Source organism: Hydrogenophaga sp., assembly GCF_035481345.1.
Classification (GTDB): Bacteria; Pseudomonadota; Gammaproteobacteria; order Burkholderiales; family Burkholderiaceae_C; genus Hydrogenophaga.
In genome coordinates this window covers 1-15383 of the sequence record NZ_DATIGV010000041.1, presented here as the reverse complement: position 1 = coordinate 15383, position 15383 = coordinate 1, and the positions used below count along the sequence as shown (strand labels likewise).

The 15383-nt window shown below is 71.3% G+C and carries 12 protein-coding genes; 4 read left to right on the top strand and 8 right to left on the bottom strand.

Annotated elements, in window-relative coordinates; all coding sequences use genetic code 11:
• The first annotated feature begins 58 nt into the window (after window positions 1-58).
• The 4 genes from VLG41_RS03990 to VLG41_RS03975 all read left to right on the top strand — a co-directional run bounded on the left by VLG41_RS03990 (window position 59) and on the right by VLG41_RS03975 (window position 1958).
• Entirely contained in the window at window positions 59-550 is a 492-nt protein-coding gene (locus VLG41_RS03990; protein WP_325348104.1) for a DUF2938 family protein, read from the top strand.
• Between the two features lie 80 nt (window positions 551-630).
• Window positions 631-1200 carry a flavodoxin family protein gene (locus VLG41_RS03985; RefSeq protein ID WP_325348103.1) on the top strand — a complete coding sequence of 190 codons (570 nt, stop codon included), beginning with the start codon at window positions 631-633 and terminating at the stop codon, window positions 1198-1200.
• A gap of 26 nt (window positions 1201-1226) precedes the next feature.
• Window positions 1227-1457 carry a DUF2798 domain-containing protein gene (locus VLG41_RS03980; RefSeq protein ID WP_325348102.1) on the top strand — a complete coding sequence of 77 codons (231 nt, stop codon included), beginning with the start codon at window positions 1227-1229 and terminating at the stop codon, window positions 1455-1457.
• 12 nt (window positions 1458-1469) lie between these two features.
• Window positions 1470-1958, top strand: coding sequence for a DUF6622 family protein (locus tag VLG41_RS03975; RefSeq protein ID WP_325348101.1), 489 nt, complete (start codon window positions 1470-1472; stop codon window positions 1956-1958).
• Between the two features lie 4 nt (window positions 1959-1962).
• Here the strand turns inward: VLG41_RS03975 and tcuB are convergent, their stop codons facing one another.
• The 8 genes from tcuB to VLG41_RS03935 all read right to left on the bottom strand — a co-directional run.
• Complete coding sequence (tcuB, locus tag VLG41_RS03970) at window positions 1963-3138, bottom strand: tricarballylate utilization 4Fe-4S protein TcuB (protein WP_325348100.1); 1176 nt, start codon at window positions 3136-3138, stop codon at window positions 1963-1965.
• Complete coding sequence (gene tcuA, locus VLG41_RS03965; protein ID WP_325348099.1) at window positions 3125-4540, bottom strand: FAD-dependent tricarballylate dehydrogenase TcuA; 1416 nt, start codon at window positions 4538-4540, stop codon at window positions 3125-3127. Before tcuA ends, tcuB begins: the two co-directional genes overlap by 14 nt.
• Before the next feature lie 111 nt (window positions 4541-4651).
• Window positions 4652-5605: a LysR family transcriptional regulator gene (locus VLG41_RS03960; RefSeq protein ID WP_325348098.1), complete on the bottom strand. Its 954-nt coding sequence runs from the start codon at window positions 5603-5605 to the stop codon at window positions 4652-4654.
• A gap of 17 nt (window positions 5606-5622) precedes the next feature.
• Window positions 5623-7044, bottom strand: a complete 1422-nt coding sequence (locus VLG41_RS03955) for an efflux transporter outer membrane subunit (RefSeq protein WP_325348097.1) — start codon at window positions 7042-7044, stop codon at window positions 5623-5625.
• 5 nt (window positions 7045-7049) lie between these two features.
• Window positions 7050-10193: an efflux RND transporter permease subunit gene (locus VLG41_RS03950; RefSeq protein ID WP_325348096.1), complete on the bottom strand. Its 3144-nt coding sequence runs from the start codon at window positions 10191-10193 to the stop codon at window positions 7050-7052.
• Window positions 10194-10198: 5 nt separating this feature from the next.
• Entirely contained in the window at window positions 10199-13369 is a 3171-nt protein-coding gene (locus VLG41_RS03945) for an efflux RND transporter permease subunit (RefSeq protein WP_325348095.1), read from the bottom strand.
• Between the two features lie 7 nt (window positions 13370-13376).
• Window positions 13377-14591 carry an efflux RND transporter periplasmic adaptor subunit gene (locus VLG41_RS03940; protein ID WP_325348094.1) on the bottom strand — a complete coding sequence of 405 codons (1215 nt, stop codon included), beginning with the start codon at window positions 14589-14591 and terminating at the stop codon, window positions 13377-13379.
• 184 nt (window positions 14592-14775) lie between these two features.
• Window positions 14776-15383, bottom strand: a 608-nt coding sequence (locus tag VLG41_RS03935; protein ID WP_325348093.1) for a LysR substrate-binding domain-containing protein, incomplete at its 5' end; no start/stop codon positions are given.

Genomic DNA, 15383 nt, shown 5'->3' with positions numbered 1-15383 from the left:
ATGCTTTCTCCATCACGTTCAAAAGTCAATTGCAGTCAATCGGTTCCTGGAGATTCCCATGCCTTCTTTCTCCCTCGTTGTCCCCATCGTGCTGGTCGGCATCGGCGCCACGGCCGTGATGGACGTGTGGTTGCTGATACTGGCCCGCCTGGGCGTGCCCACCGCCGGCTTCGCCATGGTCGGGCGCTGGGTGGGGCATGTCGCCCGGGGGCGTTTTGCCCATGCGGCCATCGCGAAAGCGGCGCCCGTGCCGTTTGAGAACGGCCTGGGCTGGCTCACCCACTACCTCATCGGCATCGCCTACGCAGCATTGCTCGTTGCCGTGGCGGGCGGGGAGTGGCTGGCGCAACCGACGGCCCGGCCGGCCCTGCTGATCGGGGTCGCCACCGTGGCCGCGCCGTGGTTGGTGATGCAACCGGCCATGGGTGCGGGCTTCCTCGCCCTAAAGACGCCAACACCGCTGAAGAACTGCCTGCGCAATCTGGCCAACCACGCCGTGTTCGGCGCCGGCTTGTACCTCGCCGCCGCTGCCCTGGCCACGGCCCGTTGATCCACGCCTTCCTCGATCGGGATTTCTCGACGAAGGCCTCTCATCCCCCGAAGTCCCTCCACCCTTCCGGAGCCACCCACATGAGCAAGCTCGCCATCATTTATCACAGCGCCCACGGCCACACCGAACACATCGCGCGGCTGGTGCGCATCGGCGCCATGGACATCGGCGGCGTCGATGCCCGCCTCATCAAGGCGGAAGACATTGCCCTCACGCCCGACGAACTGATCGGGTACGACGGCTTCGTCTTCGGTTCCCCCACCTACCTCGGCGGCGTCTCGGGGCCGTTCAAGGGCTTCATGGATTCGACGGGCCGACTGTGGCGCACCCAGCAACTCAAGGGCAAACTCGCTGCGGGGTTCACCGTGTCTTCTTTGCCGTCGGGCGACAAGCAATCGACCCTGCTGTCGATGTTCGTCTTCAGCATGCAGCACGGCATGCTGTGGGTCGGCAACCCCATCCTGCCCGAGCAACACAGCGGCGTACCCTACGACGAGGCCGCCAACCGGCTGGGGTCGTGGTCGGGGCTCATGGCTCAGGCAGGGCACGCGGCGCCGGCAGACTCGTTCGTGCCAGGCGACGTGAAGACCGCGCGGATGTTTGGCCGACACGTCGCCCACAGCCTGACCCGCGTGGCGGTTGCGGCCTGAACCACACCTGTTGAAGGAGATTTCAAATGCTTCCCGCCAAATTCGCACCGGCCCTCTTTGGCCTGATCCTGTCGGGCCTGATGTCGCTGCTGGTATCGGGCATTTCCACCTTGCGAGCCGTCGGCTTCATCGATGGGTTTGCGAGCCTGTGGGTCAGCGCCTGGCTGAGCGCATGGCTCGTGGCCTTTCCGGTGGTGTTGGTGGTGGCGCCGCTGACACGCCGTGCCGTGGCCCGGCTCACCGCCAGCCCGCAGTGAGGGAGGACCGCCATGGTCCGGATCCTGTCCCACACACCCGCCTGGGTCTTCGTGCTGTTCCTGGTGTTGCTGGCGTTCGGCCTCATGCAGACCAGAACGCGCCGCGTGAGAAAGCTGCCCGCACTGCTGCTGCCTGCCGGCATGGTGGCCCTCTCGCTGGCGGGCATCCAGTCCAGCTTCGGCCTTCGGCCCTTGCCGCTGCTGGCCTGGGTCGCCGGGTTGGCAGTGGCGGGCTTCGTGGGCTACCGATGGTTTCGGGATGATCGCGTGATGTACGACGCCACCGAGAAGGCGTTCTTCATTCCCGGCAGTTGGACCCCGCTCGCCGTGATCATGGCGATCTTCCTGGCCAAGTACGCCTATGCCGTGATGCTCGCCATGAAGGCCGAGGCCATCGCGTCAGCGCTGTTCCTCATCGCCTTGTCTGCCATCTACGGGCTGCTCAGCGGCTACTTCGTGGCGAGGGCCATCCATCTCGTCATGAAGACCCGGAAGGCCTGATCGTTCAATCCGCCCCCAGACCCACCGGGTTCGGCAGCCGCTTCTCCACCGCGTGCCGCAGCAGCGAGGCCGTGCGGAACACCCCGTGAGCGAACTTGCCATAGGGCAGTGTCGCGAACAGCGCCATCACCGCGCCCAGGTGCGCGCACAGCAGCAGCGTCATCGCGGGCGTACCGCGCCCCCACCACAGCAGCAGGCCGCTCAGGCTGGTGAGGAAGAGCAGCGCGATGAAGCCCAGGTCCATGGGCTTTTGCGCCAGGTCACCGTGCGAGGGATCGCGCCGCCGGTTCAGGCGCCACAGACCGGCCGTGCCCAGCACCAGCATGAGCCCGCCCGTGCCGCCCAGCAGCTTGGGCAGGCTCGGGAAGTCGTACGGCGCGACCCAACCGAAGAGATAGTGGTACAGCGTGCCCACGCTGGTGGCCGCGAAGCACAGCAGGAAGCCGTAGAAGGTGAAGTGGTGGAAACGCCGGCGCGAGAGGGTGTAGGCGTCGTCCTCGTTGTGGCAGCCCTCGCCGTGGCCGCCGTCCAGGTACTTCAGGCGCAGCACGTCGTGCGTGGCCTCGGCGGCGGCGGGGGTCTGCACGTCCACACCACCGGTCACGGGTTTGATGTCGCGCCAGAAGCGGCGCACGCCCATGCCCAGCGCCAACACCACAAAGGCGAACACCGGCAGGAAGATGGACACCAGCAGCTTGTGCGGAAACACGCGGTAGAAGTCGCCGCGCGGCGCATCGGCCCACAGCGCGCCTTGCGTGGCCGCGGCCAGCAGCAGGAACAGCGCCAGGCCCAGCGCCAGCGCCACCGACAGCACCAGGCCGTTGCGCTGGTAGAGCTTGCCGAGCGCGGGCGGCCAGGCGTAGTCGGCGTACGTCTGGCCGCGCACCTGGGCCATGGCCTTCGGCAGGTTGACGGCGAAGTCGTGCGGCGGTGCGTACTGGCAGGCGTGCAGGCAGGCGCCGCAGTTGTGGCACAGGTTGGCCAGGAAATGCACGTCGGCCTTGGGGAATTCCAAGCGCCGCGTCATGGCGGGGAAGACGGCACAGAAGCCTTCGCAGTAGCGGCAGGCGTTGCAGATCTGCAGTTGGCGCGCGACCTCGGCCTCGGGTTCAGACACCGGCACCGGCTCGCCCTGGGCGAGGTTGCGCGCGTCGCGCGTGAGGGCTTCAAGCGCTTGCACGTTGCGCCCCTTGTTTGCGCGCGGCGGCGGCGGCCTGCGTGCCCGCGATGCGCCCGAAGGCGGTGCCGATGGACATGCCCACGCCCGCCGTGTAGCCCTTGCCGAGCACGTTGCCGGCCATCATCTCGCCGGCCACGAAGAGGTTGTCGCTGGGCGCGTCGTTGAAACGCACGGCGGCGGTGTCATCGGTCTTCAGGCCCAGGTAGGTGAAGGTGATGCCGGGGCGCAGGGCGTAGGCGGAGAACGGCCCGGTGTCGATGGGGCGGGCCCAGTGCGTCTTCGCGGGCAACACGCCCTCGGTGTGGCAGTCGTCGAGCGCGGTGTGGTCGAAGCGACCCACGCGGCAGGCGGCGTTGTAATCGGTCAGGGTCTGCATGAAGGTGGCCTCGTCCAGGCCGATCTGGCGCGCGAGTTCGGGCAGGCTGGTGGCTTTCACGCCCGGGAACACGGGCGGCATGAAGCGGCCGATGGCCTTGGAATCGATGATCGAGTACGCGATCTGCCCGGGCTGCTGGGCCACGAGGCGACCCCAGATGGCGTAACGCTTGGGCCAGAAGTCTTCGCCCTCGTCGTAGAAGCGGCGCGCCTCGCGGTTCACCACCACGCCCAGGGACACGCAGTCGATGCGCGTGCAGATGCCGCCGTCGTAGAGCGGCGCGCGCGCGTCGATGGCGACCATGTGCGCCTGCGTGGGATCGCCGATGCGCTCGGCGTGGTGGTCCTCGATGAGGTGCTTGAGCAACACGCCCTGATTGAAGGCCGTGCCGCGAATGAGGAAGTTGTCGGCCGGCCATTCACCGCGATCGTTCTGGCCCCAGGCCTCGCGCAGCCAGTCGCGGTTGGATTCGAAACCGCCGGCCGCCAGCACGCAGGCGCGCGCGCGGATGCGCTCGCCGTTGCGCAACAGCGCAGCGACGAAGCGGCCGTCCTTCAGCTCGATGCGGTCGACCGGCGCTTCGTAGCGCACCTTCACGCCCAGGCGTTCGGCGCTGCGGTAGTAGGCGTTGACCAGCGCCTTGCCGCCGCCCATGAAGAAGGCGTTGGTGCGCGCCACGTGCAGCGCGCCGGAGAGCGGCGGCTGGAAGTGCACGCCGTGGCGGCGCATCCAGTCGCGGCAGGTGGACGAGGCGCGGATGGTCAAACGCGCCAGGTGTTCGTTGGTGATGCCGCCGGTGACCTTGAGCAGATCCTGCCAGTACTCCTCTTCGGGGTAGGCGTCGACCAGCACGTCCTGCGGGGCGTCGTGCATGCAGCGCAGGTTGCGGGTGTGGGCGGAGTTGCCGCCACGCCAGGCGCGCGGCGCGGCTTCGAGCAGCAGCACGCTCGCGCCCGCCTCGCGGGCCATGAGCGCGGCGCACAGGGCGGCGTTGCCGCCGCCGATGACCAGGACATCGGGTTCCAAACCAGCCTCGTGGAGGAGTCGTTCAAGGACGGCCGGCGCCCTCCGCCAGCACTGGGCCGCACTCTAGGCAGGCCGCGCGAGCCCGGGAAGCGGGCGCGCGACATGGGGGCATCAGTTTTCGTGAACCCAGAGCTGCGTGCCGGGCCAGGCACCACCTTCGATGAGGCGCTTGGCGCAGTCCACCACCACCACGCGCGTGGCCAGGGCCGCGGGTGACAGTTCGTCCTCGCTCAGGCTGCACAGCAGGTTGGTGCGGCGCACCTGGGCGTCGTCGATGAGCGAGAGGCGGAAGCGCTGTTGCGCATCGGGGAAGCCGTGCACGGCCGCGTAGGGCTGCAGGCTGCTGCCCAGACCGGCATCCACGGCGGCCATCACCATGGAGAGGGAGTCCACCTCCATCACCACCTGGGGGCGGACGCCCGCGCGCTGGAAGGCCGCGTCCAGCGTGAGGCGCAGGCCGTGCGGGTGCGTGGGCAGGATCAGGGGTTCGTCGCCGAGGTCGGCGAGCCTCAGGCGTTTGCGTTGGCGCCGCCGGGCTTGCGTGATGAGGAAGATGTCCTCGGTGAACAGGGGCTGGCGGTCCATCAGGCGGTCGCCGGGCGTGGGCACGCCCTGCCCCGCGTGCGGGTCGAACAGCACGGCGAGGTCGAGCTCGCGCGCCTTGAGTTGCGCCGAGAGGTGGCCGGACATTCCCTCGACGAGGTGCAGGCGCACGTCGGGGTAGCGCTCGCGCATGGCCTGCATCAGCGGCAGGCCCAGCACGGCGGCCGTGGTGGGCGCCAGGCCCACGCTGACGGAGCCCGAGAGGCGCGCGGCCTGCGCGGCGCGCGCGGCCTGTTCGGCGTGGCGCAGGGTGAGCTTGGCCTCGCGGAAGAAGGCCATGCCGGCCTCGGTGGGCAGCACGCCGCGCGGCGTGCGCTGCAGCAGGCGCGTGCTGAGCTCGCCCTCCAGCCGGCTGATCTGCTGGCTCAGCGCGGACTGGACCATGTCGAGCTCGGCCGCGGCGCGGCTCATGGAGCCGAGCTCGACGATGCGGACGAAGTAGCGAAGTTGTCTCAGTTCCATGGTGCGTTCTCGCGCGGTCAGGGGGCCTGCCAACCACCGCCCAGCGCGGCCACCAGCGCCATGCTCGCCGCCAGCCGCTCGGCCCGCACGTCCAGCGCGGCGCGGCGCGCCGACAGCGCGAGGTTCTGCGCAGTGGCCACTTCCAGGAAGCTGATCTCCCCGGCCTCGTAGCGGTAGCCCACCACGCGCTCGTTCTCGTTGGCCAGTTCGACCAGGCGCGCCTGCTGGCGTTCCTGCTCGGCCAGGGTGGCGAGTTGCGCGAGCGCGTCTTCGGTCTCGCGCACCGCCGACAGCACACCCGCGCGCCAGGCCGCGGCTTGCTCGTCGTAGGCCGCGCTGAACAGGGCCTCGTTGGCGCGGCGCGCGCCGCCGTCGAACAGCGTGGCCGCCAGGCGCGGGCCCAGCGACCACACGCGCGAGGGCGTGTCGAGCAGGCGCGCGAAACTGGACGCCTGCCAGCCGACGCTGGCCGAGAGCGAGAGGTCCGGCAGCCAGGCCGTCTGCGCGATGCCGAGGCGGGCGTGCGCGGCGGCCAGCGCGCGTTCGGCAGCGGCCAGGTCGGGGCGGCGGCGCAGCAGCTCCGCGGGCAGCGCCGCGGGCACCGGCGGCACGCCAGGCAAGGCGCCTTCGCGCGGGGCGATGGGCAAGTCCGAGGGCGTGGCGCCGGCCAGCAGCGCCAGGGCGTTGGCCTCCAGCGCGCGCTGGCGCGCGATGGCGAACACCTGTGTGCGCAGCGACTGCAGTTGCGTCTCGGCCTGGATGACGTCGGCGCGCGCGACGAGGCCGGCCTCGTATTGCAGGCGCGTGATCTGCAGCGAGCGCGCGTAGGCCACGTCGGCCTCGGCCTGCAGGGCCAGGTGGGCGTCGAGCGCGCGCAGGCGCACGTAGCCTTGCGCGGCGGCCAGTTGCAAAGCCAGGCTGCCGGCATCGAGCAGCGCGGCCTGGGCGTCGGCGCCGGCCGCGGCGGCCTCGCGCTCGCGCGCGGCGCGGCCCCAGAGGTCGGGCGTCCACGACAGGTCCAGGCCCGCGTCGTAGAGGCGGCGCGTGCCGGCACTGGCGCCGCTGCTGGTGGTACCGCCACCGCTGCGCGTGACACCGACGCCCGCGCCCAGCTGCGGCATTGCCAACGCGCGCGCCGCGTCCACCTGAGACAGGGCCTGGCGCCAGCGCGCCTCGGCCTGCGCGAGTTCGGGGTTCGCCTCGGCCACGCGGCGCAAGAGCGCGTCGAGTTCGGGGTCGCCATAGGCGCGCCACCACTCGGGGTCGATGGGCGCGGCGGGTGCGCGGCTCTCGGCGGCGGCGTACTGGAAACCGGCGGGCAAGTCGATGCGCGGGGCGGGCGGCTCGCGCGTGCCGCTGGCGCAGGCGGCCAGCAACAAGGGCAGCGCCGCGAGCACGAAGCGAGGCGACCAGAAAGGGAGCGGGAACGAAGCGGGCATGGGCGTCAGGCGGGCGTGGCAGCGGGCTCGTGTGCGGGCGGCGGATTCAGCTTCGCGCGCAAACGTTCCAGCATCAGGTAGACCACCGGCGTGGTGTAGAGCGTGAGCAACTGGCTCACCGCCAGGCCGCCGATGATGGCGATGCCCAGCGGGCGGCGCAGCTCCGAGCCCTCGCCCAGGCCCATCACCAGCGGCACGGCGCCCAGCAGCGCGGCCAGGTTGGTCATGAGGATGGGGCGCAGGCGGCGCAGCGCGGCCTCGTGGATGGCCTCGCGCGGCACGAGGCCGCGCTGGCGCTGCGCGGCGAGCGCGAAGTCGATCATCAGGATGGCGTTCTTCATCACCACGCCGATGAGCAGGAACAGGCCCAGCAGCGCGATCAGGCTGAACTCGGTGTTGGAGATGCGCAGCGCCAGCAGCGCGCCCACGCCGGCCGAGGGCAGCGTGGACAGGATGGTCAGCGGGTGCAGCAGGCTCTCGTACAGCATGCCCAGCACCAGGTAGACGGTGACCAGCACGGCCAGGATGAGCCAGGGCTGGCGCTTGAGCGTGGCCTGCAGGCTGTTCGGGTCGCTCGCTCGGTCCCCGGTGGAGATGCTGGTGGGCAGGAGCAGGCCGTTGACGGCGCGCTCGATGGCCTGCTGCGCCTGCTGCAGGCTCACGCCCGGCGCCAGGCCGTAGCTGATGTTGGCGGAGGCGAACTGCGCGTCGTGCTGCACGCGGTCGCGCGTGAGGCCGTACTGCCACGTGGCGATGGCGCTGAGCGGCACGCGCTCGCCCGCGTTGTTGAGCAGTTGCACGGTTTCCAGCGCGCTGGGTTCGCTGTTGCCGCGCGGGTCGGCCTCCATCACCACGCGGTACTGGTTCAGCGCGTCGTACAGCGTGGCCACCTGGCGCTGAGAGAACGCGTTGTTGAGCGCGGTGGTCACCGTGTCCATGCCGACGCCCAGGCGGCGCGCGGCTTCGCGGTCCACCTGCAGCACCACCTGCTGCGCGTCCTCGCCGACGCCGAAGTCCACGTCGGCCAGTTCGGGCAGGGCGCGCAGGGCCTCGCCGACGGGCTTGGTCCACTGGCGCAGGTCGGCCAGGGAATCGGAGCGCATGACGAAGACGTACTCGCCATCGCCGCCGCCCGCGGAGAGGCGGATGTCCTGATCGACCGAGACGAACAGGATGCCGCCCGCGATGGGCGGCGCGGCGCGGCGCAGGCGTGCGACCACGGCGTCGGCCGATTCGCCGCGCTCGGCCAGGGGCTTGAGGCGGATGCGGAACCAGGAGTTGCTGGTGCCGGTGCGCCCGCCGCTCACGCCGGTGACGTCGGCCACGGCCGGGTCGGCCACGAGCAGGCGGCGGTAGGCCTCCACCTTGGGCTGCATGCCCTGGAAGGAGAAGCCGTCGTCGCCGCGCACGAAGCCGCTGAGCTGCCCCGTGTCCTGCTGCGGCAGCATGCCCTTGGGGATGGCCACGTAGAGCCAGACGTTGAGCGCCACGGTGCCCGCGAGCAGCAACAGCGTGAGCCAGTGGTGGCGCAGCGCGAAGGCCAGGCTGCGCGCGTAGCCGGCCTGCACGTCGGCCAGCGCGGTGGCGATGAGGCGCGCCAGCGGCCCCGGGGCGCGCGTGCGCGGGCCGGCCGGCAGTCCGTGCGCGCACAGCGCGGGCGTGAGCGTGACCGACACCGCCAGCGAGATGAGCATGGCCGCCACCAGCGTGAGCGAGAACTCGCGGAACAGGCGCTCGACCACCCCGCCCATGAACAGCGTGGAGATGAATACCACGATGAGCGCCAGGTTCATGGCCAGCAGGGTGAAGCCCACCTCGCCCGCGCCCGCGAAGGCGGCGCGCCAGACGGTGCGCCGGCCCACCTCGCGCTGGCCGGCGGCGGCCATGGCGGCGCGTGCGCGTTCGATGTGGCGCTGGATGTTCTCCAGCACCACGATGGCGTCGTCCACCACCAGGCCGGCGGCCACGATGAGCGCCATCACCGACAGGTTGTTGAGCGAGAAGCCCAGCCACCACATGGCCGCCAGCGCGCCCACCAGCGAGACCGGCAGCGCCAGCGCGGGGATGAGCGCGGTGCGCAGGCTGCCCAGGAAGGCCCAGACCACGGCCATCACCAGCACGCAGCTCAGCATGAGGGTGAAGCGCCCCTCGCGCAGCGTGGCGCGGATGCCGGGCGAGCGGTCCATCACCACGCGCAGCTCGGTATCGGCCGGCAGCAGGGCGCGCAGTTGCGGCAGTTGCGCGTGGATGGCGTCGATCGTCTGCACGATGTTGGCGCCGGGGCGCCGGCTCACCAGCAGCACCACGGCCGGGCGGTGGTTGTGGTAGCCGGCGGTGTAGCGGTTCTCCACGGAGTCGGTGACCTCGGCCACGTCGGCCAGACGCACCAGGGCGCCGCCCTCGTTGCGCACCACCAGCGTCGAAAAATCCGCCGCCGTGCGCAGCGGATCGGGCAGCGCGATCTGCCAGCGCTGCGCGTCGCGCTCCACCAGGCCCACGGGCCGCCAGGCGTTGGCGTCGGCGATGGCGCGGCGCACCTCGTCCAGCGACAGGCCGCGGTGCGCCAGGGCCTGCGGCTGCAGTTGCACGCGCACGGCCGGCAGCGAGGAGCCGTCGACCGTGACCTCACCCACGCCGGCCACCTGCGCGAGCTTTTGCGCCAGCACGGTGGAGGCGTTGTCGTACAGCGCCGAGGACGGCAGGCGCGGCGAGGACAAGGCCAGCGCCATGATGGGCGCCTGCGAGGGGTTCACCTTCACGAACGTCGGGTTGCCCGTCATGCCCGAGGGCAGTTGCCCGCGCACGGCGTTGATGGCGGCCTGCACCTCGCGCGCGGCCTCGTCGATGTCGCGGCTCAGGTCGAACTGCAGGGTGACGTTGGTGCTGCCCTGGTTGCTGCTGGAGCGGATGCTGGTGACGCCGGCGATGCTGCCGAGCGAGCGCTCCAGTGGCGCGGCCACGGTGGCGGCCATGCTCTCGGGGCTGGCGCCGGGCAGGCTGGCGCGCACCACGATGACGGGAAAGTCCACGCGCGGCAGCGGCGCCACCGGCAGCAGGCGCAGGGCCAGCAGGCCGGTGAGCACGATGGCGATGGCCAGCATCGCGCAGCCCACGGGGCGGCGGATGAAGAAGCGGGCCAGCGCGTGCATGGCGTTCAGGCGCCCGTTGTGCGCCTGGCGCGGCGGCGGCCCAGCCGGTCGAAGGCCAGGTAGACCACCGGCGTGGTGAACAGCGTGAGCACCTGGCTCAGGATCAGGCCGCCCACCATGACGATGCCCAGCGGCTGGCGCAGCTCGGCGCCCGATCCGCTGGCCAGCATCAGCGGCACGGCGCCGAACAGCGCGGCCAGCGTGGTCATGAGGATGGGCCGAAAGCGCAGCAGCGCGGCGCGGTGGATGGCCTCGCGCGGGCTCATGCCCAGGCGGCGCTGCGCGTCGAGCGCGAAGTCGACCATCATGATCCCGTTCTTCTTCACCAGGCCGATGAGCAGCACGATGCCGATCACCGCGATCATGTCCAGCGGGCGGCCCGCCAGCAGCAGCGCGGCCAGCGCGCCCACGGTGGCCGAGGGCAGCGTGGACAGGATGGTGAGCGGGTGCACCGCGCTCTCGTAGAGCATGCCGAGCACCAGGTACATCACCACCACGGCCGCGAGGATCAGCCACAGCGTGTTGGCCAGCGAACTGCGAAAGCCCTCGGCCGCGCCCTGGAAGCTCAGTTCCACGGCCAGGGGCAGCTCGATCTGTTCCTGCACGGCTTCGATGGCGGCCACGGCCTCGCCGAGCGAGTGACCGGGCGCGAGGTTGAAGGACAGCGTGGCGGCGGGGAACTGGCCCTGGTGCTCGATGGCCAGCGGCGCGCGCCGCTCCACCGCACGCGCCACGGCCGACAGCGGCACGGGGGCCGCACCGTTTGCACTGTTCGAGCCGTTCGGATTGCTGGCACTGTTCGCGCCGTTCGCGCCGTTCGCGGGGCGCACGTACACGCCCTCCAGCGCCTGCAGCCCGCCGCGCGCGGCGTCGTCGCTTTCCAGCACCACGCGGTACTGGCTGGCGTGCGTGAACAGGGTGCTCACCTGGCGCTGGCCGAAGGCGCTCTGCAGGGCGGAGGCGATGTCGCTCATGCGCAGGCCCAGGCGCGCGGCGGCGTCGCGGTCCACCTCCAGGTAGGCCTGCAGGCCTTCGCGCTGCAGGTTGCCGGCCACGTCGGCCAGTTCGGGGCGCTGCTGCAAGGCCTGCAGCAGGCGCTCGCTCCACTCGGCCAGCAGCGCGCTGTCGGGCGAGCTGAGCGTGAACTGGTACTGCGTGCGGCTGATGCGGTCTTCCAGGCTCAGCTCCTGCACGGGCTGGAACCAGGCCTGGATGCCGCCCACGCCACGCGCGGTCTCGCGCAGGCGTTCGATGAGATCGCCCGCCGAGACCCCGCGCTGCGCGTGCGGGGCCAGCGTGATGAGCATGCGCCCGCTGTTGAGCGTGGCGTTGCTGCCGTCCACGCCGATGTAGGAGGCGATGCTCTGCACGGGCGCCTCGTCCAGCAGGGCCTTGGCCAATGCCTGTTGGCGCTCGGCCATGGCGCCGAAGGACACGCTCTGCGGCGCCTCGGTGACGATCTGGATGGCGCCCGCGTCCTGCACCGGGAAAAAGCCCTTGGGCACCATGAGGTAGAGCAGGCCCGTGAGCAGCAGCGTGGCGGCCATGGCCAGCAGCGCGAGCGGCTGGCGCGCCAGCACCCAGTCGAGCCAGCGGCCGTAGCGATCGATCGTTCCACTCAACCAGTCGCGCCGCTCGCCGTGTGCGGGTGGCCGCGGCAGCATGCGCGCGGCCATCATGGGCGTGAGCGTGAGCGAGACCGCCAGCGAGATGGCGATGGCCACCGCGAGCGTGACCGCGAACTCGTGGAACAGGCGGCCCACCACGTCGGCCATGAAGAGCAGCGGGATCAGCACCGCCACGAGCGAGACGGTGAGCGAGACCAGGGTGAAGCCGATCTCGCTGGCGCCCTTGAGCGCGGCCTCCATCGGGCCCGCGCCTTCCTCGAGGTGGCGCGCGATGTTCTCCAGCATGACGATGGCGTCGTCCACCACGAAGCCGGTGGCGATGGTGAGCGCCATGAGGCTGAGGTTGTTGAGCGAGTAGCCCAGCAGCAGCATGGCCGAGAAGGTGCCCACCAGCGAGAGTGGAACGGCCACGCTGGGAATGAGCGTGGCCGCCGGCGTGCGCAGGAAGACGAAGGTGACCAGCACCACCAGGGCGATGGCGAACAGCAGTTCCTTCTGCACGTCGCGCACCGAGGCGCGGATGCTCTCGGTGCGGTCGGACACGACCTGCACCTTCACCGTGGCCGGCAGCGTGGCCGTGAGCTGCGGCAGCAGCGCGCGCACCTGGTCGGCCACGGCGATGACGTTGGCGCCGGGCTGGCGCTGGATGTTGAGCAGCACGGCGGGCGCGAGGCCGCAGTTGGCGCTCTGCCCTTCGGCGCAGGCCATGCCGGCCCAGGCGGCGAGGAAGCGGTCCTCGGCGCCCTCCGCCACCTGGGCCACGTCGCCCAGGCGCAGCGGCGCGCCGTCGCGCCAGGCGACGATGAGCCGGCGGTACTCGGCCACCGACCGCAACTGGTCGTTGGCGTCCAGCATGGTGCTGCGCAACTCACCGTCGAAACTGCCCTTGGGCTGGTTGTTGTTGGCGGCGGCAATCGCCGTGCGCAGCTCTTCCAGCGTGAGCCCGTTGGCGGCCAGCGCGCGGCTGTTGGCCTGCACGCGGATGGCCGGGCGCTGCCCGCCCGCCAGGCTGACCAGGCCCACGCCGGGCAGGCGCGAGAGCTGCCCCGCCATGCGCGCGTCCACCAGATCGACCACGCGCGGCAGCGGCAGCGTTTCCGAACTGATGGCGAGCGTGAGGATGGGCACGTCGGCCGGGTTCACCTTGCGGTAGATGGGCGGGGCCGGCAGGTCGGACGGCAGCAGGCTGTTGGCGCTCTGCAGCGCGGCCTGCACGTCCTGCTCGGCCACGCCCAGGTCCACGGCCAGTGCGAACTTCATGGTGATGACGGAGGCGCCGCCCGAGCTGGTGGACGACATCTGCGCCAGGCCGGGGATCTGCCCGAGCCGGCGCTCCAGCGGCGCGGTGACGGTGCGCGCAGTGACGTCGGGGCTGGCGCCGGGCTGGAAGGTGAAGACCTGGATGACCGGGTAGTCCACCTGCGGCAGCGCGGACACGGGCAACTGGCGCCAGGCCAGCAGGCCGGCGATCAGCACCGCCAGCATCAGCAGCGAGGTCGCCACCGGCCGCAGGATGAAGGGGCGCGAGAGCGAGGGCGCGGCGGACATGGCGTCCTCAGCGGGGCGCGGCGGCGTCCGGGGCGAGCGGCGAATTCGCCGGCAGCTCGGTGGCCTGCACCACGTTCACCGCGCGGCCGTCCTCCAGGCGGTCCAGGCCTTCGAGCACCACCGGCTCGCCGGCCGTCAAGCCTTTGAGCACCACGGTGCGCCCGCCACTGGCCGGGCCCAGTGTCAGGTCGCGCACGCGGGCCTTGTTGTCGGCGATCACGTACGCGTAGCTGCCGCGCGAGCCATGCTGCACGGCGTCGGTGGGAATGGTGACGGCGCCGGGCAGCTCGCGCAGCGCCAGGCGCACGTTGACGAACTGGTTGGGAAACAGCGCGTCGTCGGCGTTCTCGAAGCGGGCCTTCAGGCGCAGGGTGGCGGTGGCGGCGTCGATCTGGTTGTCCAGCGTGTCGAGGCGGCCGGTGGCCAGGCGCGTGCGGTTGTCGCGGTCCCAGGCCTCGACCACGGGCGCGGTCTTCTCGGCGTGCGCGGCGCGCACGTCCGCCACCTGCGGTTCGGGCACGCTGAAGAGCACGGCCACGGGCTGGGTCTGCGTGAGCGTGAACAGGCCGTTGGTGTCGTTGGCGCCGATGAGGTTGCCGGCGTCCACGCGGCGCAGCCCCACGCGGCCGGCGATGGGCGCCTCGATGCGCGTGTAGGAGAGCTGCAGCTTCGCGTTGTCCACCTGCGCCTGGTCGGCCTTGAGCGTGCCGCGCAGCTGCTGCACCAGCGCGGCCTGGCGGTCGAGCTGCTGGCGGGCGATGGCGTCGCGCGTGAAGAGCTGTTCGTAGCGCGCGAGTTCACTCTCGGCGTTGCGCAACTGGGCCAGGTTCTGCTGCTGCTGCCCCTGGGCCTGGGCCAGCGCCACGCGCAGCGGCTCAGGGTCGATCTCGGCCAGCAACTGGCCGCGCGCGACGCGCTGGCCTTCGCGCACCAGCACGCGCGCCAATTGGCCATCGACGCGGCTGCGCACGACCACGGTGTTGTACGGCGCCACGGTGCCGACGGCGCGTGCCTGCACGGTGAAGTCCTCGGTGCGGGCGGGCTCCACGCGCACGGCCACCGGACCGCGCCATTGGTTGGGCGCGGGCGGCGGCGTCTGCGGCGGGCGCAGCAGGAACCACCAGGCCGCCACGCCCACGATGAGCAGCAGGCCCAGCCAGAGCAGGCCACGCGCCCAGGGACGGTGAGACGGGGGCGCGGGCGATCGATCGGAGTCGGGCATGGGAAAGTGCTTGGAGGGCGCGCACGGCGCGGTGCACGCAAGGCGCCGCGGGCGCGCTGGGGGCTGTCTCGGCAAATGATAGCCACTCGCAACTGCGGGCGCATGAAAGACCCGCGGGTGCGTCCGCGCCGCGTCCGTGCCCCGGGCATGCCTCGCGCGCCGCGCAGCCGCTGCGCCGGCGGCCTCAGCGCGGCTGGCTGAGCAAGTGATCGCGAAAGGCCAGGGCGATCGGCGACAGTCGCTTGCCCGCGAGGTGGACGATGCTCCACTGCGACGCGATGGGGAAGCCCTGCACGTCGAGCACCACCACACCGTGCTCGCGCGCATGGCCATGCAGCGCGTGCTGGGAAATAACGCCCAGGCCAAGCCCGCCGGCGACCGCCTCCTTGATGGCCTCGTTGCTGCCCAGCTCCATGCGCACGTCCGGTGCGAAACGCTGCGAACGCAGGTAACGGTCGACCGCCATGCGCGTGCCCGAGCCGCGCTCGCGCAGGATGAAGCGCTGATCGGCCAGCCCGCGCAGCGTGAGGCCCCGGGTGCGGGCGAGCGGGTGGCGCGACGCTGCGATGACGACCAGGGGGTTGGCCATGAACACCTCCCCCTCGACCGCGAGGTCGGCGGGCGGCATGGACATGATGTAGAGGTCGTCGAGGTTGTCGCGCATGCGCTGCACCACGCCGTCGCGGTTGAGCACCTCCAGCGCGACGTCGATGGCCGGGTGCTTGTGGCAGAAGCGGCCGAGCTGGCGCGGCACGAAGTACTTGGCGGTGCTCACCACCGAGACCTTCAGGT